At 59.2% G+C, this 20482-nt stretch carries 23 protein-coding genes; 11 read left to right on the plus strand and 12 right to left on the minus strand.

The window, feature by feature from the left end:
* Nucleotides 1–98: 98 nt before the first annotated feature.
* The 3 genes from AC781_RS01340 (at nt 99) to AC781_RS01350 (ending at nt 3525) form a co-directional block, all read left to right on the plus strand.
* The gene (locus tag AC781_RS01340; protein WP_067772250.1) at nt 99–623 is read left to right on the plus strand and encodes a peptidylprolyl isomerase; all 525 of its coding nucleotides are present in this window, start codon (nt 99–101) and stop codon (nt 621–623) included.
* A 145-nt stretch (nt 624–768) separates the two neighbouring features.
* Nucleotides 769–2766, plus strand: a complete 1998-nt coding sequence (locus AC781_RS01345) for an ABC-F family ATP-binding cassette domain-containing protein (protein ID WP_067772253.1) — start codon at nt 769–771, stop codon at nt 2764–2766.
* 81 nt (nt 2767–2847) lie between these two features.
* On the plus strand, nt 2848–3525 hold the full coding sequence (locus AC781_RS01350; protein ID WP_067772256.1) for a hypothetical protein: 678 nt from the start codon (nt 2848–2850) through the stop codon (nt 3523–3525).
* Between the two features lie 88 nt (nt 3526–3613).
* Here the strand turns inward: AC781_RS01350 and AC781_RS01355 are convergent, their stop codons facing one another.
* The 8 genes from AC781_RS01355 to AC781_RS13890 form a co-directional block, all read right to left on the minus strand.
* Entirely contained in the window at nt 3614–4390 is a 777-nt protein-coding gene (locus AC781_RS01355) for a LamG-like jellyroll fold domain-containing protein (RefSeq protein ID WP_067772259.1), read from the minus strand.
* Nucleotides 4391–4652: 262 nt separating this feature from the next.
* Nucleotides 4653–5033 (minus strand): peptide chain release factor family protein, encoded by a 381-nt coding sequence (locus tag AC781_RS01360; RefSeq protein WP_067772262.1) that lies wholly within the window; start codon nt 5031–5033, stop codon nt 4653–4655.
* Nucleotides 5020–5589, minus strand: coding sequence for a hypothetical protein (locus AC781_RS01365; protein ID WP_067772265.1), 570 nt, complete (start codon nt 5587–5589; stop codon nt 5020–5022). The genes AC781_RS01360 and AC781_RS01365 overlap by 14 nt, the downstream gene beginning before the upstream one ends.
* Nucleotides 5555–6190: a hypothetical protein gene (locus tag AC781_RS01370; RefSeq protein WP_067772267.1), complete on the minus strand. Its 636-nt coding sequence runs from the start codon at nt 6188–6190 to the stop codon at nt 5555–5557. Before AC781_RS01370 ends, AC781_RS01365 begins: the two co-directional genes overlap by 35 nt.
* Complete coding sequence (locus tag AC781_RS01375) at nt 6153–7487, minus strand: UTP--glucose-1-phosphate uridylyltransferase (RefSeq protein ID WP_067772270.1); 1335 nt, start codon at nt 7485–7487, stop codon at nt 6153–6155. The genes AC781_RS01370 and AC781_RS01375 overlap by 38 nt, the downstream gene beginning before the upstream one ends.
* Nucleotides 7488–7573: 86 nt before the next feature.
* Nucleotides 7574–8587, minus strand: a complete 1014-nt coding sequence (locus AC781_RS01380; protein WP_067772273.1) for an NAD(P)H-dependent glycerol-3-phosphate dehydrogenase — start codon at nt 8585–8587, stop codon at nt 7574–7576.
* Nucleotides 8584–9246 (minus strand): glycerol-3-phosphate 1-O-acyltransferase PlsY, encoded by a 663-nt coding sequence (plsY, locus tag AC781_RS01385; protein WP_067772276.1) that lies wholly within the window; start codon nt 9244–9246, stop codon nt 8584–8586. Before plsY ends, AC781_RS01380 begins: the two co-directional genes overlap by 4 nt.
* A gap of 106 nt (nt 9247–9352) precedes the next feature.
* Nucleotides 9353–9616: a hypothetical protein gene (locus AC781_RS13890; protein WP_067772279.1), complete on the minus strand. Its 264-nt coding sequence runs from the start codon at nt 9614–9616 to the stop codon at nt 9353–9355.
* A 270-nt stretch (nt 9617–9886) separates the two neighbouring features.
* Here AC781_RS13890 and AC781_RS01395 point away from each other — a divergent pair, with 270 nt between their 5' ends.
* The 5 genes from AC781_RS01395 to AC781_RS01415 are packed head-to-tail and all read left to right on the plus strand — an operon-like array spanning nt 9887 to nt 14679.
* On the plus strand, nt 9887–10801 hold the full coding sequence (locus tag AC781_RS01395; protein ID WP_172801732.1) for a 2-dehydropantoate 2-reductase: 915 nt from the start codon (nt 9887–9889) through the stop codon (nt 10799–10801).
* 16 nt (nt 10802–10817) lie between these two features.
* A complete protein-coding gene (locus AC781_RS01400) occupies nt 10818–11759 on the plus strand; it encodes a hypothetical protein (RefSeq protein WP_071133176.1) in 942 nt (313 codons plus the stop codon).
* Nucleotides 11760–11816: 57 nt separating this feature from the next.
* A complete protein-coding gene (locus tag AC781_RS01405; RefSeq protein ID WP_067772288.1) occupies nt 11817–12569 on the plus strand; it encodes a metallophosphoesterase family protein in 753 nt (250 codons plus the stop codon).
* 33 nt (nt 12570–12602) lie between these two features.
* Nucleotides 12603–13991 carry an LptF/LptG family permease gene (locus AC781_RS01410; RefSeq protein ID WP_083076362.1) on the plus strand — a complete coding sequence of 463 codons (1389 nt, stop codon included), beginning with the start codon at nt 12603–12605 and terminating at the stop codon, nt 13989–13991.
* Nucleotide 13992: 1 nt separating this feature from the next.
* Complete coding sequence (locus tag AC781_RS01415; protein WP_067772294.1) at nt 13993–14679, plus strand: HAD family hydrolase; 687 nt, start codon at nt 13993–13995, stop codon at nt 14677–14679.
* A 90-nt stretch (nt 14680–14769) separates the two neighbouring features.
* Here the strand turns inward: AC781_RS01415 and AC781_RS01420 are convergent, their stop codons facing one another.
* A complete protein-coding gene (locus AC781_RS01420) occupies nt 14770–15738 on the minus strand; it encodes a UDP-glucuronic acid decarboxylase family protein (RefSeq protein WP_067772297.1) in 969 nt (322 codons plus the stop codon).
* A gap of 99 nt (nt 15739–15837) precedes the next feature.
* Between AC781_RS01420 and AC781_RS01425 the strand changes: the two genes are divergently transcribed.
* Nucleotides 15838–16551, plus strand: a complete 714-nt coding sequence (locus AC781_RS01425) for a type I 3-dehydroquinate dehydratase (RefSeq protein WP_071133177.1) — start codon at nt 15838–15840, stop codon at nt 16549–16551.
* A 12-nt stretch (nt 16552–16563) separates the two neighbouring features.
* Here AC781_RS01425 and AC781_RS01430 read toward each other — a convergent pair whose 3' ends face one another.
* Genes AC781_RS01430 through AC781_RS01440 form a run of 3 tightly spaced genes read right to left on the minus strand, consistent with a single transcriptional unit; the run spans nt 16564 to nt 19205 of the window.
* Nucleotides 16564–17853, minus strand: coding sequence for a 3-deoxy-D-manno-octulosonic acid transferase (locus AC781_RS01430; protein WP_067772304.1), 1290 nt, complete (start codon nt 17851–17853; stop codon nt 16564–16566).
* Nucleotides 17854–17856: 3 nt separating this feature from the next.
* Nucleotides 17857–18423, minus strand: a complete 567-nt coding sequence (gene rsmD / locus AC781_RS01435) for a 16S rRNA (guanine(966)-N(2))-methyltransferase RsmD (protein WP_067772307.1) — start codon at nt 18421–18423, stop codon at nt 17857–17859.
* 59 nt (nt 18424–18482) lie between these two features.
* The gene (locus AC781_RS01440) at nt 18483–19205 is read right to left on the minus strand and encodes a hypothetical protein (protein WP_067772310.1); all 723 of its coding nucleotides are present in this window, start codon (nt 19203–19205) and stop codon (nt 18483–18485) included.
* A 68-nt stretch (nt 19206–19273) separates the two neighbouring features.
* Here AC781_RS01440 and AC781_RS01445 point away from each other — a divergent pair, with 68 nt between their 5' ends.
* The gene (locus AC781_RS01445) at nt 19274–19729 is read left to right on the plus strand and encodes a hypothetical protein (RefSeq protein ID WP_067772313.1); all 456 of its coding nucleotides are present in this window, start codon (nt 19274–19276) and stop codon (nt 19727–19729) included.
* 7 nt (nt 19730–19736) lie between these two features.
* Nucleotides 19737–20441, plus strand: a complete 705-nt coding sequence (locus AC781_RS01450; RefSeq protein ID WP_067772316.1) for a L,D-transpeptidase — start codon at nt 19737–19739, stop codon at nt 20439–20441.
* Nucleotides 20442–20482 lie beyond the last annotated feature (41 nt).

Raw genomic sequence — 20482 nt, forward strand, 5'->3', positions numbered from 1 at the left:
GGAAATGCCTGCCCGCTCGGCCGCAGGCAGAAAACGCCATGGCACCGAACACTCAATCTGCTGTTGATTTCCCCTTTTCTCCGTGGTATCGTCCTGCCATGGCTACTGACAAAAACATCACGATCAACACTTCCAAAGGCGACATCAACCTCACGGTGTACGCCTCCAAAACTCCGGTCACATCCGCTTCCTTCCTCAACCTTGCCCAGCAGGGATACTACGACGGCCTGACCTTCCACCGCGTCATCCCCGACTTCATGATCCAGGGCGGCTGCCCGGACGGCAACGGCTGCGGCGGTCCCGGCTACAAGTTCGACGACGAAATCGTCAAGGAACTCAAGCACGACGGCCCCGGCGTCCTCTCCATGGCCAATGCAGGCAAAACGTGGGACGGCTCCGGCACCAACGGCTCCCAGTTCTTCATCACCCATGTCGAAACCCCGTGGCTCAACGGCAAGCACACCGTCTTCGGCAAGATCAAGAGCGCGGACGACCAGAAAGTCGTCAACTCCATCAAGCAGGGCGACACCATCAAAGGCATCACCATCCACGACGACTGCGCCGACCTGTTCGAAGAACAGAAGGCCAACATCGACAAGTGGAACAACTCCCTCAAGAAATAACCTTTCACCGGGGCGGCCCGTCTGCCCCTTCGCCGGGATGCCTGCCATCCCGCACCCTCAAGGAATGCCGTCCTCCCGGGCGGCATTCTGACGACTGCCCTCCCGCCAACCGAATCGACACACCTCCTCCCTCCACACCATCACCATGGTCCTTGCGGTACAGAACCTGCACATCCAGTACGGCGCGCGCGTCCTCTTCCACGACCTCAGCTTCACCCTGAACGAAGGCGAACGCATCGCCCTTGCGGGACAAAACGGAGCCGGGAAATCCACCCTGATGAAATGCATCGCCAAAATCATCACGGCGGACTCCGGCCAGATCATCCATCCCAAACACGCGCAAATCGGCTACCTCCCGCAGGAAGGCATCCACATCTCCGGCCGCAGCCTCTTCGATGAAGTCCAAAGCGCCTTCTCCGACATCCTCGACGTCCGCCACCGCATCGACGAACTCTCCGAACAGCTCCAGCACCTCGACCGCCGCTCCTCCCCCTACTCCGACATGCTCGAGGAAATCGGCGAACTCGAACTCACCCTCCACGCGCACGACATCGCCCGCCTCAAACCCCGCACGGAATCCATCCTCCGGGGCCTCGGCTTCAAGGATACGGACTTCGCCCGCGATTGCGGCGAATTCTCCGGCGGCTGGCAAATGCGCATCGCCCTCGCCAAACTCCTCCTCCGGGAACCCGAAGTCCTCCTCCTCGACGAACCCACCAACCACCTCGACCTCAGCTCCCAGCGCTGGATGGAACAATACCTCCGCAACTACCCGGGAGCCATCGTCCTCATCTCGCACGACATTGCCCTGCTCGATGCCCTCGTCACCCGCACCATCGCCTTCCACCACGGCCGCGCGGAAGAATACTCCGGCAACTTCTCCTACTTCCTCAAGGAAAGCGTCCTCCGCAAGGAAATCCTCATACGGCAATACAAGGCCCAGCAGCGCGAAATCGCCAAAAGCCAGGAATTCATCGACCGCTTCCGCTCCAAAGCCTCCAAGGCCTCCCTCGTCCAGTCCCGCATCAAACAGCTCGAGAAAATCGAACGCATCGAAATCGAGGACGACGATGCCGTCATGAACTTCCGCTTCCCGACTCCGCCGCTCAGCGGCCACAGCGTCGTCAAACTCGAAAACGTCTCCAAAGCCTACGGTCCCATCCGCATCCTCGACAACTACTCCTTCGAAATCGTCAAGGGAGACCGCATCGCCATCGTCGGCGTCAACGGCGCGGGCAAATCCACCTTCTCGCGCATCATCTCCGGCAACGAAGCGCCGGACTCCGGCAAACACACCTTCGGCCCCCACGCAGCCCTCGCCTTCTTCTCACAAACCCATGCCGACGAACTGGATCCGTCGCAAACCGTACTGGAAAGCGTCACCGCCGCCGCTTCGCGCGAAACGGCCCCTCTCGTCCGCAGCATCCTCGGCTGCTTCCTCTTCCGGGGGGACGACGTCTTCAAAAGCATCGGCGTCCTCTCCGGTGGAGAACGCTCCCGCGTGGCTCTCGTCCGCATGCTCCTGCACCCGGCCAACTTCCTCATCCTCGACGAACCGACCAACCACCTCGACTTCCAATCGCAGGAAGTGCTGCAAAAAGCCCTCAAGGAATACCCCGGCTCCTACTGCATCGTCTCGCACAACCGCTCCTTCCTCGACCCCGTCGTCAACAAAGTCCTCGAATTCCGGCCCGGCCAGCCTCCCCGCGTCTTCCTCGGCAACGTCTCAGCCTACCTCGAACAAATCGAAATGGAAGAACGCCGCACCGAAACGTCAGCCGCTGCCTCTCCGGCCAAAACCCCGGCAGCAACAGCAGCTGGCTCAACAGCCTCCACTGCCGACCGAAAAACGCAACGGCGCATCGAAGCCGAAATCCGCAGCCGGAAATCGCGCATCCTCAAACCGCTGCAGGACAAGCTCGCCGCAGTCGAAACGGACATCGCCCAGCGCGAACAGCGCAAGGAAGAAATCGCCGAACAACTGAACGATCCCGCCATCGCATCCGACAACGATGCCTTGATGAACCTCACCACCGAATACCGCCTTCAGGAAAAAGAACTTGGGGCCCTCTTCACCAAATGGGCCGACCTGTCCGAAGAAATCGAACGCACCGAACAGGAAATCGAAGCCCTGGTTCAATAAAGCCCGCATACCTCCCACTCAACCGGTCACGCACTCTTTACGCTTGCGCTCCTCGAAAAATTTGCTAGAGTGGGCGGGCACATGAAAACTACCCTCATCATGTTGCCGTTCTGGGCCGCCTTGGCTCCGGCACTCATGGCAACTCCTTTCGATAACGACATCCCCGGAGAACAATCCACCTACGTCTCCATTCGGGACGCAAACCACTACTCCATCCTGCTGGATGAAAAACTGCTCACCTATCGCGAATACCTCAAATACCACACCCGGTACGTCAAAAACAAAAACGCCGAACGCTACATCTACACCATCGGCAACATCGGGGCCAATGCGCTCAATACCATCCTCGGCACCTTGAGCATCAAGCGCCAAAGCGACGGCAAACTGATGGCCGAATACGACTTCTCCATCGCTCTCGGCTGGGAAAAACCTTACGATCCATTCACCCCCGGCAGCGACGAGACTATGCGCGGCATCGACCAGCGAAACATCATCAACCCCAAATACCCTCACCGAAAAGTCATCCTGCGCCCCAAAGGCGGCGAAGAAAACATCTACTGGATCATCTTCTACCCGCAACGAATCGGCAAACGAATCGACAACAGAGGCACAGACCCTCAACCCGGCGGCAACACCATGATCATCTACTGCCCCAAAACAGGCTTCATCGACTTCATCGGCAGAGACCCGAACAAGACAACGAGGCTCAACCCGGCCGACCTCGCTGAAAAAAGGCAGGAACACCCCTTGAACGGCTAAATCCGTTCTCTGCACCGTATCCGGTCAAACAAAAAGCTCTGCCGGACAGCTCCGGCAGAGCAAAATGTACCAATTCACGACAAGGCGATCATCCGCGGCGGCGGCGGCGCAACAGCAAGGCACCGAGGCCGAGCAGGCTCAAGGTCGCTGCTGCCGGTTCGGGAACGTTGAACGCTTCGTCGGCGCGCCTGCCCTTCAACTTGGCAGCCGTCTCCTGATCCAATGCCGTATTCCAGATGGCAAGATTATCGAACGATGCTCTCATTGATGTATTGTCCGCAGCATTGCCGCCCAGCGACAAGCTGCTGATGGCACCGATATTCGAATAATTGCCGGAACCCAACAGAGTGCCATCGGCATAAACCGACATCGTACCGCTGGAAAACGACAGCACAATACTGCGCCATGTATCCGTTCCGGCAGTACCGGTCAGAGCCGTATTGTAACTGCCAGTCTCGCCGGCGGCCCCCCAGCCCCATCGGCCCAAAGCCGAAGAAAGAGTCTTCGAACCGTTGAACATGATCAAAGCAGCTCCATCCACATAATTTTTGAGATCGAACGACAAGGAAAAATTATTGGCGTTGATACCCTGCAATCCGGAAGCATACAGGCTCGTATTATTGAGCTTCGTCGTCGCCGTTGTCGAAATATAGCCGTCTCCCGTCATTGAACCGCTCGCGCTGAACGCCTTATAGGCACCGAAGCCCACGCTGGCCGTAGAAGCATTGCCTGTGTAGAAAGTTTGCAGGCTTGTCCCGTTATCGAAGTCCCAATAGTACGAAAGATTCTTGTCGTCAATGGACGAAGCTCCGAATACGGGAAGGGCGCTGGCCACAACAGCCAAAATAAATATGTGTTTTTTCATAAATATCCTAAAGTAAATGGATTACATATAAAAGAAAGACAAATAATAACAGATTACCAATCCGCTTGATTCAATGTTAATTGATTGTTTTTACAGTCAATAATCTATACGGAATGATTGTTTTTGTTGCCAGAGTTGAAGACGTATATCGAAAGCGAGAAACGTGCCACAGACCGCTATTGTTCTTGATTGTGTTAAATCAGAATTGACAGCGGATTGGTAATCCGCAAGTTAACATATCCGGCAACCGCCTCCATCACCCTCACGATTCGTTTTCACTACCCGTATCTATGCCCTTTCGGCATTGAATACGGATTCGTTTTCGCATACGGTTGCTTTTCCGCTTCCGCTCGCGGGCAATCTCCATCTGTCGAGCCGACAAAGTGCCGTTCAGCCGGTGGTCGACCTCGTCGCAAAGAGCGCGGCGTGCCAGAAACCTGTTCACCTCCCTCTCGCGCTCGCGATGGCATTTCACGACAATCCCCGTCGGTACATGGCGCAGGCAGACGCAATTGTTCGTCTTGTTCACCTTTTGTCCGCCCTTGCCGGAACCGCGCACGAAACTCTCCTCCAGATCGCCCTCCCGGATACCGAGGCAATCCATGCGCTCCGCCAGAGCGGCACGTTTTTCAGGTGTTACCATCTTCCTGAATGGTTGGCCCCATTTGCAGGAAAATGCGCTCGAACAGCATCGATCTCTCCTTCCTGCTCAACAGGGGCAAATAAATCTTCCGCGACAAACCGTCCCTCATCGCCAGTTGCAGGAACAGGCTGCTGTCGCTCAAGGAAACGGACATGATATCATCCCACGTACAGAACCATGTCTCCGCCTTCCACGCCACCACATCATACACTTCCAATCCCTGCACGGACATGCTGACAAAATCCCGCTTCCATGCACGGCGCAGCAGCACGACCAGGCAAAATGCCCCCAGCAAAGACGCTACGCCGGAAAACACCAGCACCACCCACCGGAAACTCTGCTCCTCCGGATCGACAATCATCTCGTAGCAGACGAACAACGAAAAAAGAAGAATCAACGTACCCCAAAAGCACCACGCACGCACGCCGTGGCGGTAGGACAGAACCGTCCCGCTCCATGGAGAAGCCGCGCCGCCGTGTGTGATGAATTCCTTTTCCGCCGCCAGATAGGCATCGGACAGTTCACGGGGCGGCCTGTTCTGAACGCGGGGAATCATGGTGCGAATGGATTTTCTGCATGATACGGCCCGTCAGAGCCGTTGTCAACAACTCACGCTGTCTCTCCCTCATGCAGAACAGATTTATTTTCTCCGACGAACCGTCCTCCATCAACAGCACAATCCCGCCCAGCCGCGGCGACCAATCGCCGATCCCGTACCAGGGATAGACCTTCATCCGCTTTTCCGGCTTCCATAGAGGCAGAATCTCCACACCGAGCGGCGTCAGCAGCACATAAGCCCGGCGCATGCACACCACAGCCAGCCAGAAACAGGCAACGGCAAGCACAACACCACCCGTCCAGCAAGCGGCCTCCAGCCAGAAGGGAACCCTGGGACGGATATCCATGCCAACCGTCATTGCCATGCCCAGCACCAGATACACGCCCCAGAAATACAGCCACAACGCCCACGCATTGCGCGTGAACCGAAGTTCCCGCTGCTCGCGGGAAACTCCGTTCAAGGGTTCGAGAGCCTTCTCCGCCTCCTTCAGCGGAGAAGCGACCCTGCCGCCGCCGGATGGACTGGAGAAGGCCATACAAAGAAACTTGCCATTCGCGGCATCAGCCGACCACGACTTCACCGGAAAGCGGTTCGCCATCCGTGAAATGATGTTCCCCTTTCACCGTCAGCTTGCTGACATGCTTCAGGGAAGGTACGCCGAGATTGTCGAGGGAATCCACCAGCTTGTACACCTTCGGATCGAGAGACACCACGGGAGCCTTGCCCTTGCACTCGGGAGCCAGAGACATCATGCCGTTTTCGTCGATCGCCACGGCGTCCGAACGCAGAAGCAACAGATCCGAACAGGTCTTCACCGGGAAAAAGCGTGAGCGCGGCACACATACCGCCCGGGCGCCGGGGAAACACTCGATCGCAGCACCCATCGCCACCTCGAGCTGGTACACTTCAGGGGTAGAGGCATCGCGCGGATTCAGCGTCTTCACATTGCGGATCACAGGCAGAGGAATCACCCCTCCACAATCTTCCAGAACCTTCTTCAGCACATCGAGCCTGATCCACAGCGTATTCGTATTGAAATACCTGTATTTGTCGATATTCTGAAACTCCTCCATATCCTCCACCGCACACTGCGCCACCTCGCGGAGAATCAGCCTTCCGTCTTCCGCACGCGTGGCAAGGTGGCCGCCCTTCTTGTCCGCCTCCGTACGCCGTGTCACCTCCATCACGAACGGAGCGCCACTCTCGGCGAACCAGCGCAGGAAACGCAGATCCAGCTGTGCACCGAGATTATCGGAATTGGAAACGAAAGCATACTTCACGCCTTCCGCCAGCAGGCGATCCAGCCAGCCGGAGCCAAGCAGGGCCGGATAAATATCCCCATGGCCGGGAGGGCACCATTCCAGATCGGGATTTTCGGGACAGGAAGCCGGCTCCAGCGTCGCTGTCAGCAGCTTCGGCACCCGGTTCTGCATCATCTCCACCTCATTCGGATCGTTGAAGCCTCCATCGGCATACTTGCCGAGATACGCCATCGTATCCTCGCTCGTCGAAAACGAATCCATCAACAGCAGGCGCACAGGCGCTCCCGATTTTTCGCGCAGGGATTGCACCTGCCTGACAATCAAATCAAGAAAGGTCAACCCCTTCTGAATCGGCAGCAGACTCTTCGCCTTCTGCAGCCCCATGCTCGTACCGAGTCCTCCGTTCAACTTGATGCACACGCATTGCGCAATCAGCTCGCGATCGGCCTCGGGAGTCGCTGCCGTCAAATCATCCCACTCGGCCACATCCCGGGCCGGAAGAATCGAGGACTCCCCGATCAGGCCGGACTCTCCGGATTCCACCGTCTGCACCGCATGACGGAACGCATCGATTGCCGCACGGGAAAGACCGACCAACTCCATCTTGTTTTCAATGGTATCAAAACCTGCCATAGCAGCAGAATTGTACCACATCCGGCCGGAATTTCAAACGGTAAAACGCGGCAGCCTCCGGCTTCCGGCAACGGCACCCCCACACCTCAGTTATCGGCGATACGCTCCGCACAAAGAGCACGATCCATCAACTCCTGCAAACCGCACAACGGATACTTACCTTCATACAGAATGCCGTAAATCACATCCACGATCGGCGTACGGGCATTCGCCTTGCGGGACATCTGGTAAATGGACAGCGTATTCGGCACCCCTTCGGCCACCATGCCGAGCGAAGCCACGGCCTCCTCGACGGATTTACCCTCGGCCACCAGGCGACCTACCTGCAAATTGCGGGAATGCTTCGAATAGCACGTCACAATCAAATCCCCCATGCCGGACAACCCCATGAACGTCTCCGCCTTACCGCCGTATGCAAGGCCGATGCGGGTCATCTCCGCCAGACCGCGCGTCACCATCGCCGCCTTGGCATTATCTCCGAGGCCGAGACCGTCGCAAATCCCGGCTCCGATGGCAAACACATTCTTGATCGAACCGCCCAGCTCCATCCCCACCAGATCGGAGGACGAATAAATGCGGAACGAAGGCGAAGCCAGCCTGCGCTGCACAGCAGCGGAAATCTCCTCTTCCTCGAAGCCCACCAGCGTGGCGGACGGCAGCCCCAGGCAAATATCCTCCGCATGGTTCGGCCCCGAAAGCACACCCACCGTATTCGGCAGGTACTCCCGGAGAATCTCGGACATCCTCAACAGCGAATCCTTCTCAATCCCCTTCGTACAGCTTAACACCACCGATTTCTCCGACAGCCCGGCATCGCGCAGCATCGCCGCCACCGAACGCATCGCCACGGAAGGCACCACCACCAGCACGAGATCGGCATCCAGCGTCTCGCGCAGATCGGCCGTCACCCTCACATTATCGGGCAGCAAATGGTCTGGACACGCGGCATGCATCCCCATGCGGGTCTCGGCCAGCGTACGAGCCTGCTCGACGGAACGCGTCCAGAGCACCACCTCGTCACCGGAAAAGGAAGCGGCCAAAGCCAGCACCGAACCCCAGGAACCGGCACCTATCACGGCTGTCTTGCGGAGAGTGATCATGAGCGTGAACTATCTTTCTTTCGAGTCAGGGATTTCGATTCCGTACCGTTCATCAGGCGCACGATATTGCTCCGGTGCTTCCAGATCACCAGAGCGGCCAGCAACACCAGCACCAGCACAATCAACGCGCTCGGCCTCATGGAAAAATCGGACATGTAATCAAGATCGTACAGCGCCGCCACGATCATCGCCACGGCTGCAATCATACTCGCCAGAGACACGTAATGCGTCAACAGCATCACCACGATCCATGCCAGCAAAGCTCCGCCGCCAATCATCCACGAAATGGCAAACAGCGCGCCGGCCGACGTCGCCACGCCCTTACCCCCTTTGAAATGCAGGAAACAGGTAAACGTATGCCCCAGCACCACCGCGAAAATGCACGAAATAAACCAGCACGCACTCGCATAATCCATCGCTTCCACGGAACCGCCCAGCATCTGCCGGAACAGGTACACGGGAATGAAACCTTTCAGAAAATCAAGGAAAAAGACGATCAGCCCCCACTTCTTCCCCAGCACGCGCCCCACATTCGTCGCACCGATATTCTTCGACCCGTGCTCCCGCAAATCAATTCCATGCCACTTCCCGACCAGATACCCGAAAGGAACCGCTCCTATCAGATAGGCTGCCAGAACAAACAGAATATTTTCCATCATGCCGGAAAACTTTATACTTTCGGAAGGCCAAGTGCAAGTGCAAAAAAACGGGCGTTCCGAACAGGAACACCCGATGCATCAACTCGAGAAAGAAAAGGAAACCCGATTACTCGGCTGCGGCTTCCGGAGCGGCTGCCTTCTTGGCAGGAGCTTTCTTCGCGGGCGCCTTCTTGGCAGCAGCGTCTTTCGGAGCGGCAGCCTTCTTGGCGGGTGCCTTCTTCTCGGCGGCCTCTTCGGCAGCTTCCTTGAGCACCTTCTTGGCCAAAGGCACAGGAACGGCAGTCTTGCTCAGCTTCGAGATTTCCTTCTTACGCTTGATGTAGTCGAGGCGACGACGACGCTTGGTGGTGGTACGGTGTTGTTGACCCATAGCAGGCTATAGTTTGCAAGAGACGCCCGGCGTCTCCAAGTTATCGGTAAAGAATAGATAGCCGTTCGGATGGGAAAAGGCAAGGACAAAATCGCGTTTCACGCTCCAACATGCAAAAATACCGCCGAAAACAAGGCTCCGCAACCTCTGCTCACCCATCCTCCGCATCCCCTTTCATCCCATCCGGAAGAAAAACAGGCCGGCCGCCCGGCTGCATGCTGGCTCACTTCCGGCTTGATTCCCTGCCGGAACCGCGCCACAATCGCATCCATGAGAATCATCGTTCTGGGAGCGGGTGCATTGGGCTGCTACTACGGCGCCAAACTGGCGGAAGCGGGAGAAGACGTCTCCTTCATCATGCGATCCGCCTACGAACCCGTGCGCAAGGAAGGCCTGCACATCGCCGGCAAATACGGCGACATCCATATCGACCATCCCCAAATCTACCGCACCCCGGAAGAAGCCGGCAAGGCAGACCTCGTCATCCTCACATGGAAAACCACGGCCAACGGCCAGCTCGCCGACGCCCTCCCGCCCCTCTTGCACGAAGGCACGAAAATCATCACCCTCCAGAACGGCATGGGCAATGCCGAAGCCCTCTCGCGCTACATTGCGCCTGAAAACATCTACATCGGCCTCTGCTTCATCTGCGCCATGATGCCCACGCCCGGCCGCATCGAACACCTCGAAGGGGGAGACATCCAGTTCGCCCCCTACATCCCCTCCGCCGCCGGACTGGCACAGGCAGAGGAATACGCCGCCCTCTTCGCCCGCGCAGGCATCAAAACAAGGGCATTCGAACAGGCGGAACAGATCCAGTGGTGCAAGCTCACCTGGAACATCCCCTTCAACGGCCTCTGCCTCGCTCTCGGCGGCATCAGCGTCGAACAGCTCTTCACCATGCCGGAACAGGTCGAACGCGCCGTCGCCATCATGAAGGAAGTCGTCCTCACCGCCGAAATGCGAGGCTACACACTCCCCGGCAACATCGTCGACTACCAGATGGAACGCACCGCCACCATGGGCGCCTTCATCCCCTCCAGCGCGGTGGACTACAACATGGGCCGCCCCGTCGAATACGAAGCCATCTGGGGCAGCACACTCGCCAAGGCCCGCGAAGTGAACGCGCCCGTCCCCCATTGGGAACAGCTCTGCGCCGACATCCGCGCACGCCTCGACCGATAACCGACCTCCACCAGCCTTGGCCCCTCCCCCATCCATCCCCCGGCAGCATCGGCTGGCGCGCGCAAGCGGGCGCATCCTGCTTATCGTCGCCTGCTTCACGGCATTCGGATGGCTCATGGCTCCCTGGACAGAAGCAGTACGGCAACGCGAAACCGACGACCGCCTCCTCACCCCGCTCCCTGCCAACAGCGCATCGGATGCCATGCCCCAGCAGCTCGCCTTCATCACCCTCGGAGGCCTCCGCACCCTCGGCGCCGCCATCCTGAAAATGGATGCCGCCGTCGACTGCATGGACCGCAAGGACTGGCCGATGGTCGCCAAACGCTTCGACCAGATCACCGCCCTCGCACCGCACATCGTCTACTACTGGATCGAAGGCGCCGACTACCTCTCCAACAACGCCGCCCCGGACGTACGGGAAACCCCCTCCCTCTCCGAATCCGAACGCATCCGCGCCTCCCGCATGTACTACCGGCAGGCTCTCGCCCTCCTCCGGAAAGGCATCGACAACAACCCCAAAAGCTGGGAACTCTACAACGCGCTCGGCCGCACCCTCAGCATCATCCGCAGAGGAGTCTCGCCGGACTTCGCAGCAGCGGCGGCAGCCTACGGCAAAGCCGCAGCCCTCGGCGGAGGAGACCTGCCCAAACGGCAGGAATTCTACTGCCTTGCCCGTGCAAAAGGCAAAGAACGCGAAGCGTGGAACCTCGGCAAACAACTCTTCCGAGATCCGGACAACCGCCTGCCCGTCCTCGTCTGCTGCCTCTTCGTCCTGCAAAACAAACTGCACTTGCCTAAAAGCGAACGCATCCCGTTCCGCGAACTCTTCCCGACGGATGCCCGTGCCAAAACATGGCTCACACGCTTCCTCCACAACGACCTCAGGCACTCCACCGACGGCATCCGGGAAGAACTCGAACGCCTCCGAGCCCTCCCGAAAAAACAGGAAAACAAGTGAGAGACGCATTCTGACCTTGCGGCAAAACCCTTCCTGTGGCATCCTAACCCCAACATCATGTCCCGCATCGCCATCATCAGCGACATCCATGCCAATCTGGAAGCCTTGCAGGCTGTGCTGGCCGACATCGAGGCCGAACGCTGCACCGGCATCGTCTGCCTCGGAGACGTCGTCGGCTACAATGCCAACCCGGCGGAATGCCTCGAAATCGTCCGCGGCCTCGCCTGCCCCATCGTCAAAGGCAACCACGACGAAGAAGTCGTCTCGCCGACCACCCTCCAGATGAACCCCGTCGCCAAGGCCGCCATGGACTGGACACGGAGCCAGCTCACCGAAGAACAGAAAGACTGGCTGCGCCGCCTGCAGCTCATGCGCCTTGTCCAGCCCTTCACCATCGTCCACTCCACGCTGGACCAGCCCAAACTCTGGCATTATATCGTCAACGCGGGAGACGCCACCTCGAACTTCAGCCGCCAATTCACGGACATCTGCTTCCACGGCCACACCCACGTACCGAAAGTCTTCTATCTGGACGGCAACCGGGCCGTACTCGACGAAGAAATCCAGGCGCAGCTCAACACCGGGAATGCCGAATTCAACCCCGTCCCCGGCCGGAAATACTTCATCAACTCCGGCTCCGTAGGCCAGCCCCGGGACGGCGACTGGCGCGCCTGCTACGCCATCTTCGACACCGATGAAGGCACCGTCTCCTTCCGCCGCGTCGAATACGACCTCCAGCTCGCCCAGAAAAAAATCATCGAAGCGGGCCTCCCCGAATACCTCGCCGAACGCCTCGGCCGCGGCGCCTGATCACTAGGCGCGACCATCATCCACAGAACAGACATGAACCCGGCAGCAGAAAGAATGATCCGACTGATCAGGAAATTCATCCCGGCGCTCGTCCTGTTCATCCTCGGCAGCCTCCTTGCCGCCTACCTCGTCCCCAAGGAATGGGCGCAAATGATCTGGGAAATCCCCGGCTCGCCGGATGCCTACCCCCTTGCCCAGAAAATGCGCCCGTACCTCCTCCTGGCCGGGTGCTACCTCCCTGCCTTCGGAGCCATCGTCTACGGCTTCATGGGCACCATGGACCGCTACATCTCCCGCTGCTTCATCTCCTCCTTCCTCCTCTGCACCGCCATCCTCACCCTCATCTGGCTGCTCGCGGACTTCACGGACAACATGGAGCGCTTCCGCAACAACTTCGACGACCCCCTCACCGGAGCCGGCATCTTCTACGGCACCCAGCTCCCCATGGTCCTCAACCTCATCCTGCCCTACACCCTCCTCATGGGCACCATGTGGGCACTCAGCAAACTCTCCGGCTCCTCGGAAATCACCGGCATGCTCCAGTCGGGCCGCTCCCTCATCCGCCTCTGCATCCCCATCTTCTTCTACTCCCTCCTCGTCGCCGCATTCTACGGCATCTGCACCTACCAGTGGGCGCCCGGAGCCTCCATGTACCGCCAGGTCATGATCCGCGGCAACAACACCAAAAACAAGAACCAGGACGAAAGCAAACAGCTCATCTACAAAAACGAAACCGACAACCGCATCTGGTGCATCGGCGATGCGCCCGACATCATGCACCCCGGCGACCCGCTCCGCAACGTCACCGTCGAACAATTCTCCACACCCGGCAAACTCGCCTACAAACTCTTTGCCGACGAAGCCGTATGGGACTCCAAGAAAAGCCTCTGGACCTTCCGCAACGCCATCTTCCGCCGCCACACCGACACCGACGACATCCCCGTCTTCGACCCCGAACCCGAACACAGCATCACCCGCGACTACCCGGAAAAACCCTTCCAGCTCATCACCCCCAAACAGCGCATCGACACCCTCGGCACCCCCGCCATCCTCGAATCGCTCGACTCCCACTCCAACAGCCGCGACGTCCGCTTCAACCTCCGTACCGAACTCCACACCCGCACGGCCAAAATCTTCACCTGCCTCATCCTCGTCGCCATCGCCATACCCAGCGCCATCACCTTCCAGCGGCGCACCCCCATGAAAGGCATCGGCATCGCCATCCTCCTCGCCGCCCTCCTCCTCGTCATCTACGAAGGCACCACCACCCTCGGCTCCTCGGGCTACCTCCCCGCCTGGCTTGCCGCCTGGCTGCCGAACATCGTCTACACCGGCATCGCCATACACCTCTACAGCACCCAGCTTGCCCACCGCTCCATCCTCGAATGCCTCCGCAGCAAGTGGGAAGCCCGCAAGCACTGACATGACGACCGACGCACTCCACGCCACCATCGCCGCTTCACCGCAAGCCATCATCTTCGACTTCGACGGCCTTCTCGTCGACACCGAATGGGCCATCTACCAATCCTGGGCCCGCGTCTACGAACGCGAAGGCCACACCCTCCCGCTCGACCTCTTCAACTCCTGCCTCGGCAGCGGCTACACCCACTGGAACCCCGGCGAACACCTCGAAAAACTCACCGGAAAAACCTACGACTGGCCAGCCATCGACGGCCTCCGGCAAACCGAAATCGTCCGCGACCTTGAGCATGAAGGCCTCCTCCCCGGAGCCCTCGAACTGCTCGACCACTGCGCCGCCTGCGGCATCCCGCTCGCCGTCGCCTCCTCCTCCTCGCGCCGCTGGGTCGGCGGCTGGCTGGAAAAACTCGGCATCATCCACCGCTTCCGCGGCATCTTCTGCCGCACGGACGGCTACGCCGTCAAACCCGCGCCGGACCTCTTTCTGGCCGCTCTGCAATGCCTCGGCACTCCGGCGAACCGAACACTCGTCCTCGAAGACTCGCGCAACGGCACCCTCGCCGCCCGGGAGGCCGGCATCCCCTGCATCGTCATCCCCAACCGCGTCACCCGCCACGCCGACCTCAGCCCCGCCACCGCCCGCACGGACAGCCTCCACAGCATCCACCACCGGCTTGCCGAACTCTCGTAAGCACGCACAACGGGACGCGGATACAAAGATTCCATCAAAAAAGGGCAGGAACCATCCTGCCCTTCTTCGTACAATGAATCGCCGGAAAGATCAGCCTTTGACCAGCTTCTCGAAATAATCCCATGTCAACTTGATCCCCTCTTCAAACACGACACGGGGTTCCCAGCCGAGCACTTCCTTCGCCCGCGAAATATCCGGGCGGCGCAGCTTGGGATCGTCGGACGGCAGCGGCTTGAACTCCATACCCACCTGCGCTCCGCTCATGCGGAGAATATGTTCGCCGAACTCGCGGATGGTCATTTCACGAGGATTGCCGATGTTGACAGGGTCGGCAAACGAGGAAAGCGAAAGGCGGCGAATACCGTCGATCAGATCGCTCACGTAGCAGAAAGAACGCGTCTGGCTGCCGTCTCCGAAAATAGTGAGCGGCTTGCCTTCCAGCACCTGCCCGATGAAAGCGGGTACCACGCGGCCGTCGTCCAGCCGCATGCGGGGGCCATAAGTATTGAAAATACGCACAATGCGCGTCTCAAGACCGTACTTGCGGCGGTAGGCCATCACGGCGGCTTCCATGTAACGTTTCGCCTCATCGTAGCAGGAACGCACGCCGACGGAATTCACATTGCCCCAGTATTCCTCCTTCTGGGGGTGTACAAGCGGATCGCCGTACACCTCGGATGTCGAGGCCACGAGAATCGTCGCGTCCTTGCGCAGAGCCAGATCAAGGCAATTGTGCGCACCGTAGGAGCCGACCTTCAGTGTCTCGATCGGAATCTGCACATAGTCGATCGGACTGGCGGGCGACGCCATGTTATACACGAAATCGACGCGGCCTTCGACATCCCACAGCTCGGAAATATCCTGCTCCATAAACGTGAAACGATCGTCGTTCGCCAAATGCGCGATATTGCGCTCATGCCCGGTCACGAAATTATCCACCCCGACCACGCGGCACCCGTCCGCCAGAAGTCTGTCCACCAAATGGGAACCGAGGAAACCTGCTGCCCCCGTCACCACGGCGACGGGCCTGTCTTGATCCGAGAGAGTACCGGCATTCATATCGCTAAAAATTCCGTGCGGCCGGCAAAACGCCCTGCAAGCTTGCCTTTTCGGCATTTTTGCTGTACAGTGGGCAAAGTCAGCAGCACAGCCACAGTTATGCATCATCTTTTCCCCGAAAGCAAGCCTTATCCTCCCTATGTCATCGGAGCCGTGACCGACTGGGACACATGGCTTGATCTGAGCGATCCGGCAGGCATGCCGCCCTGCAATGCCGTCGAACTCAGGGTAGATGCCCTGCCCGCCTCCATCGACTGCGATACCATCCTCAACCACTGGATATGGAAACCCGTCCTCGTCACCATACGGCGGCAGGAAGAGGGAGCCTTCCGTCCCATACCCGATGCGGAACGCATGGATGCCGCATGCCGTCTCATGAGCCGTGCTTCCGGCCTCGACTGGGAAATCGCCTGCATGCCGCAAGCCACCGAACTGTTGAAGGAAGCAAAAAACGCCTCCGTCACCATCGTCGCCTCCGCCCACTTCTTCGACCGCATGCCGGAGCTTGACACCTTCCGCAGACTCGAAGAACAGGCACGCAACCAGGGAGCGGACGTCGTCAAATTCGCCTTCCGCCTCCGCACCCTCGACGAAATGATGCGCGGCACCGAAATCCTCAGCCACGCCACCGGCCCCACGGCCATCATGGGCATGGGCCCTCTCGGCCCTACCTCCCGCCTGCTCTACGCCCAGCTCGGATCCGTGCTGGTATACGGGTACCTTGGCGACAACGAATCCGCGCCCGGCCAGTGGCCCGCCCACCTGTTCCAGAACGCCCTGCTCAACCTCGAAGCGTTCCGCACTCCCGAATAAACGGAGCCATCATCACCCATCCGTCCGCTCAAAAAAGCGGCGCACCAGCTCCACGCTGCGGCTCGTCCCGCCTGAATGGACACTCAAGGCATCATACGCCTGCCCGGTACGGGCCAGCGCTTCTTCAGGGCTGGAAAGAACCTCCTTCAGCGTAGCCGCCAAGGCATCGCCCGTACATTGCCAGATACCGCCTTCCGCATTCAGCAGAGCGACAAGATCTTCAAAATTGGACATTTCCATACCGCATACGACAGGCACCCGGCAAACGATCGCCTCGGCAGGATTCTGCCCTCCGGTCGAAAGAAAACTTTTCCCGATCACGGCCACATCGGCCAGCGCCGTCCAATCGCGCAATTCTCCGGTCGTATCGGCGATATAGCACACATCTTGCCCAAGCACCTCAGGCATCTCGCCGGAACTGCGCAGAACGCACTGCCAGCCATCCTCCTCCATATCCTTCACCACGGCATGCCTGCGTTCGGCATGGCGAGGCACGATCAACGGAAAAGCTCCCGCCTCACGCACCGCCCGGGCAATCAGAACTTCTTCCCCCGCATGCGTACTGGCGGCCAACACCACCATGCGCCCGGAAGACAAACGCTCAAGAACAGCGCGGAAATCCGGCCGCAAATGCGGCTTCTCTCCCGTCAACACGTCGAACTTGATGCTTCCTGTCACCTCGATAATCGAAGGATCGACGCCTATACCCTCGAACCGCCCGGCATCCCGGCGATTCTGCACCCCCATGCCGGACAGCCATGAAAACAGGGTGCGCGTCACAGGACGGATTTTCGCATAACGGCGTTCCGAACGCGGGGACAGCCGCGCATTCAGCATCACCATCGGGATCTTCATACGCGCAGCCGCAGCGGCGAAATTAGGCCACAGCTCGGCCTCGATCAAGGCAATGCACTTCGGCCGGAAACGGCGCAGGCACCTCCCAGAAAGCCCCGGAAGATCGAGCGGAGAATACAGCACGCGCACGCCGGGCAATGCCGCCTGCCGTGCGATCTCGTGCCCGGTCGCCGTCGAAGTCGCCAGAACCACCGGCCCCTGCTCTTCCTTCAGCCACTCGCGGATCAACTTCAGCGCGATCATCACCTCGCCCACACTCACCGCATGCACATACAGACCGCCCTGCGGCTCCTCATGGCGAGAGCGCCGGTAAATGCCGAACCGCTCGGCAAGCCCCGTTCCCCAGCCGCCACGCCGCTTCATCTTCACCAGATAACCCGGCAAAGCCAGCACCAGAAACAGAGAAAAAAAACAATTGTAAACGAGCCTCAGCAACAAGCGGGACATGATTCAACCTTCCTGCACCGTATAAAACAAAATCGTATTCTTGCCGTAATGCCGCTGGTCTTCCAGCTTCCACCCCTCGAACTCGCAAGTACGCGCATCGCCCACGCCGTAGCCGAGCTGCGCTTCCGCCACAAACAGGCCTCCCGGCTCCAACAGCTCGCGCAATCTGCCTTTCATCAGCTCGGCGATCATATCGCGGTCGCCCACATATTTGCAATAGGGAGGATCGGCAAAAACGAGATCGTAGCGGGCGCGCTCACGCTTCACAAACTGGAGGCAATCGGCATTCACCACATGGCCTCCGGTCAGTTTCGCCTTCCGCATATTCTCCTCCACCATGCGGCAGGAATTCCGCGATGCATCCACAAAACGGGCGGATGCCGCTCCGCGGCTCAAGGCTTCAAGCCCCAAACCTCCCGAACCCGCAAACAGATCCAGCACGCGCGCTCCTTCCACCCGGGTACCCAGAATGGAAAACAAAGCCTCGCGCACGCGATCCGTCGTCGGCCTCACCTCGCCACGAGGCACCTGCAAGGGCACCCCACCTGCTATTCCGCTGATAATGCGCATAGGCTGAAACAAAAATGCGGAAATCCCGCAAGGAGACTTCCGCACTTTGTAAAACGGGCTTACCTGGCTTTCTTCGGCACAGGGAAACGGAGAGCGTAGTTCTGGCGGGCCAGCTCCGCACCTTCCGGAGTGGTTTCGACGAGGGAATAAATAACGTACACATTCTTGCCGTCGTCCGTCTTGCCGAACGTAATGGACTCCGTCGTCACCGACATGGCATCTTCATTCTTCAGCTTCCATTCCTGCCCCTTCCATGCACCGAACGTATAATCGCCGGTATAGGACACATCCTCGGCGCGCGTCATCTTGCCGTTATTCGATTCCCACTGGTCTTCCTTGGCATTGTACTTCAACGCACTGATGGAAAGAGGGCCCTGCTGCTGCGTCGCGGAAGCGATGCGCCATGTATTATTGCCGGCAGGTTCAAGACCGGCAACCACGGGTTCCATATCCACAACCTGCTTCTTCATCCAGGCTTCCTTGTACTTGGCGTACTCTTCCTTGGAAAGGCCGAAACGCGGATCCCACGGAATCGGATACCCCGGCTTGATCAGCTTGATCAACTCGGCACGTTCGGCATCGGCCATCTTGCTGCCGTTTTTATCGAAAATTTCATGATACTTTGCCACGCCGTCATCCAGCTTGACGCGCACGACATTGCCGCTGGACAATGAACCCACGGGAAGATATTCCTTGAGATCGACGGGTTTAGCCTGGGCGCACACGGTCGAAACCATGGCGGGCACAGCCAGAAGGGTAAGAACAGAAGTAATCGCTTTCATGTCAGTGAGGCTATTCTAGACAATAATAGAGGCTTGGCAAGACATAAAATCAGTGGTAATGTCATGCAATGAAGCATGCATATACCACCCTTTCACTGGCCGCCGCCGCGCTGCTGCTGAATTCATGCGGCTCAGTCACCCCCATGGATCGCATCGCCGAAAACCCGGCAGCCTATCAGGCCTTGACTCCTGCACAGCAAACGCTCGTCCGCGAAGGAAAAATCGAAGCGGGCATGCCACCGCAGGCCGTTTACATCGCATGGGGCAACCCGGCAGCGTCCCCCATCGAAGGATACAAGGACGGCAAAAACTACACCCGCTGGGTCTATTCCCAACTGGAACCCGTCTACACCACTCCGGCCTTCTGGGGAGGCCCGTACTGGGGGCCGGGCCCGTACGGCCATCGCCGCTACTACGGAGGATTTTATACCGGAACGGATGTAACCTACATCCCCCGCAACGTCGCCAACGTCCTCTTCGAAAACGGCAAAGTCGTCTCTTGGGAAACGGCCGTCCCCCGCTAACCGCCGCATGCACGCCTCTCTCCCGAGCATCATCGTCATCGCTGCAGCTGCCGGACTCGCCTCCTGCAGCCACCGCGCCACTACATCCCGGCAAGCCGCCGTACGCGCCGCCTACGACTCCTTCGACCTTCCTGCCCGGAAAGCCTCGAATCCCTCCAAAGTCACCGTCCGCATCAGCCTTGACAAACAGCTCATGTACATCGCTGAAGGCGACCGCCACCAGGACATCCTGCTGGCGGCTCCCGTCTGCGTCGGAGCGCCGGGTTCTCCGACTCCCCGGGGCACCTTTCGCGTGCGTGCCAAAGACAAAAACCACCGGGCCAACACCCACGGCTGGGCATGGAACCCCGCAACCGGAGCCTACCGCCGCTGCTACCGCGCCACCTGCCCCGAGGGCAGCCGCTTCACCCCCACTCCGATGCCGTACTGGATCGAATTCTGCTCCGCCTCCTACGGCATGCACACGGAATACGTCCATCCCCGGCCGAAATCGCACGGCTGCATCCGCATGCACAAAAACATCGCGCCGAAAGCATTCGCCCTCGTCCGCGTTGGCACACCCGTCATCATTGCCGGCAGCCAGCCGTGGGACGCCACGATCGGAACCGCTGTGCCGCGCCCCGTCGACCCGTCCTGCCTGCCCGATACGCCAGCCAAAGACTGCTCGCCCGCCATCTTCTCCGACCACAAACCGCTCGCCTGGCACGAGTAAAAACAGAAAAACTTCAACGAAAACGGAACTCGCAACCTCTA

The sequence above is a fragment of the Neoakkermansia glycaniphila genome, from assembly GCF_001683795.1.
GTDB classification, from domain to species: Bacteria; Verrucomicrobiota; Verrucomicrobiia; order Verrucomicrobiales; family Akkermansiaceae; genus Akkermansia; species Akkermansia glycaniphila.

Coding starts and splice junctions, on each gene's coding strand:
- AC781_RS01375 (WP_067772270.1), bottom strand. CDS start 7,487: ATGGCAGGTTTTGATACCATTGAAAACAAGATGGAGTTGGTCGGTCTT.
- plsY (WP_067772276.1), bottom strand. CDS start 9,246: ATGATGGAAAATATTCTGTTTGTTCTGGCAGCCTATCTGATAGGAGCG.
- AC781_RS01350 (WP_067772256.1), top strand. CDS start 2,848: ATGAAAACTACCCTCATCATGTTGCCGTTCTGGGCCGCCTTGGCTCCG.
- AC781_RS01365 (WP_067772265.1), bottom strand. CDS start 5,589: ATGATTCCCCGCGTTCAGAACAGGCCGCCCCGTGAACTGTCCGATGCC.
- AC781_RS01345 (WP_067772253.1), top strand. CDS start 769: ATGGTCCTTGCGGTACAGAACCTGCACATCCAGTACGGCGCGCGCGTC.
- AC781_RS01360 (WP_067772262.1), bottom strand. CDS start 5,033: ATGGTAACACCTGAAAAACGTGCCGCTCTGGCGGAGCGCATGGATTGC.
- rsmD (WP_067772307.1), bottom strand. CDS start 18,423: ATGCGCATTATCAGCGGAATAGCAGGTGGGGTGCCCTTGCAGGTGCCT.
- AC781_RS01440 (WP_067772310.1), bottom strand. CDS start 19,205: ATGAAAGCGATTACTTCTGTTCTTACCCTTCTGGCTGTGCCCGCCATG.
- AC781_RS01420 (WP_067772297.1), bottom strand. CDS start 15,738: ATGAATGCCGGTACTCTCTCGGATCAAGACAGGCCCGTCGCCGTGGTG.
- AC781_RS01370 (WP_067772267.1), bottom strand. CDS start 6,190: ATGGCGAACCGCTTTCCGGTGAAGTCGTGGTCGGCTGATGCCGCGAAT.
- AC781_RS01395 (WP_172801732.1), top strand. CDS start 9,887: ATGAGAATCATCGTTCTGGGAGCGGGTGCATTGGGCTGCTACTACGGC.
- AC781_RS01405 (WP_067772288.1), top strand. CDS start 11,817: ATGTCCCGCATCGCCATCATCAGCGACATCCATGCCAATCTGGAAGCC.
- AC781_RS01410 (WP_083076362.1), top strand. CDS start 12,603: ATGAACCCGGCAGCAGAAAGAATGATCCGACTGATCAGGAAATTCATC.
- AC781_RS01450 (WP_067772316.1), top strand. CDS start 19,737: ATGCACGCCTCTCTCCCGAGCATCATCGTCATCGCTGCAGCTGCCGGA.
- AC781_RS01430 (WP_067772304.1), bottom strand. CDS start 17,853: ATGTCCCGCTTGTTGCTGAGGCTCGTTTACAATTGTTTTTTTTCTCTG.
- AC781_RS01340 (WP_067772250.1), top strand. CDS start 99: ATGGCTACTGACAAAAACATCACGATCAACACTTCCAAAGGCGACATC.
- AC781_RS01445 (WP_067772313.1), top strand. CDS start 19,274: ATGAAGCATGCATATACCACCCTTTCACTGGCCGCCGCCGCGCTGCTG.
- AC781_RS01380 (WP_067772273.1), bottom strand. CDS start 8,587: ATGATCACTCTCCGCAAGACAGCCGTGATAGGTGCCGGTTCCTGGGGT.
- AC781_RS01425 (WP_071133177.1), top strand. CDS start 15,838: ATGCATCATCTTTTCCCCGAAAGCAAGCCTTATCCTCCCTATGTCATC.
- AC781_RS01355 (WP_067772259.1), bottom strand. CDS start 4,390: ATGAAAAAACACATATTTATTTTGGCTGTTGTGGCCAGCGCCCTTCCC.
- AC781_RS13890 (WP_067772279.1), bottom strand. CDS start 9,616: ATGGGTCAACAACACCGTACCACCACCAAGCGTCGTCGTCGCCTCGAC.
- AC781_RS01415 (WP_067772294.1), top strand. CDS start 13,993: ATGACGACCGACGCACTCCACGCCACCATCGCCGCTTCACCGCAAGCC.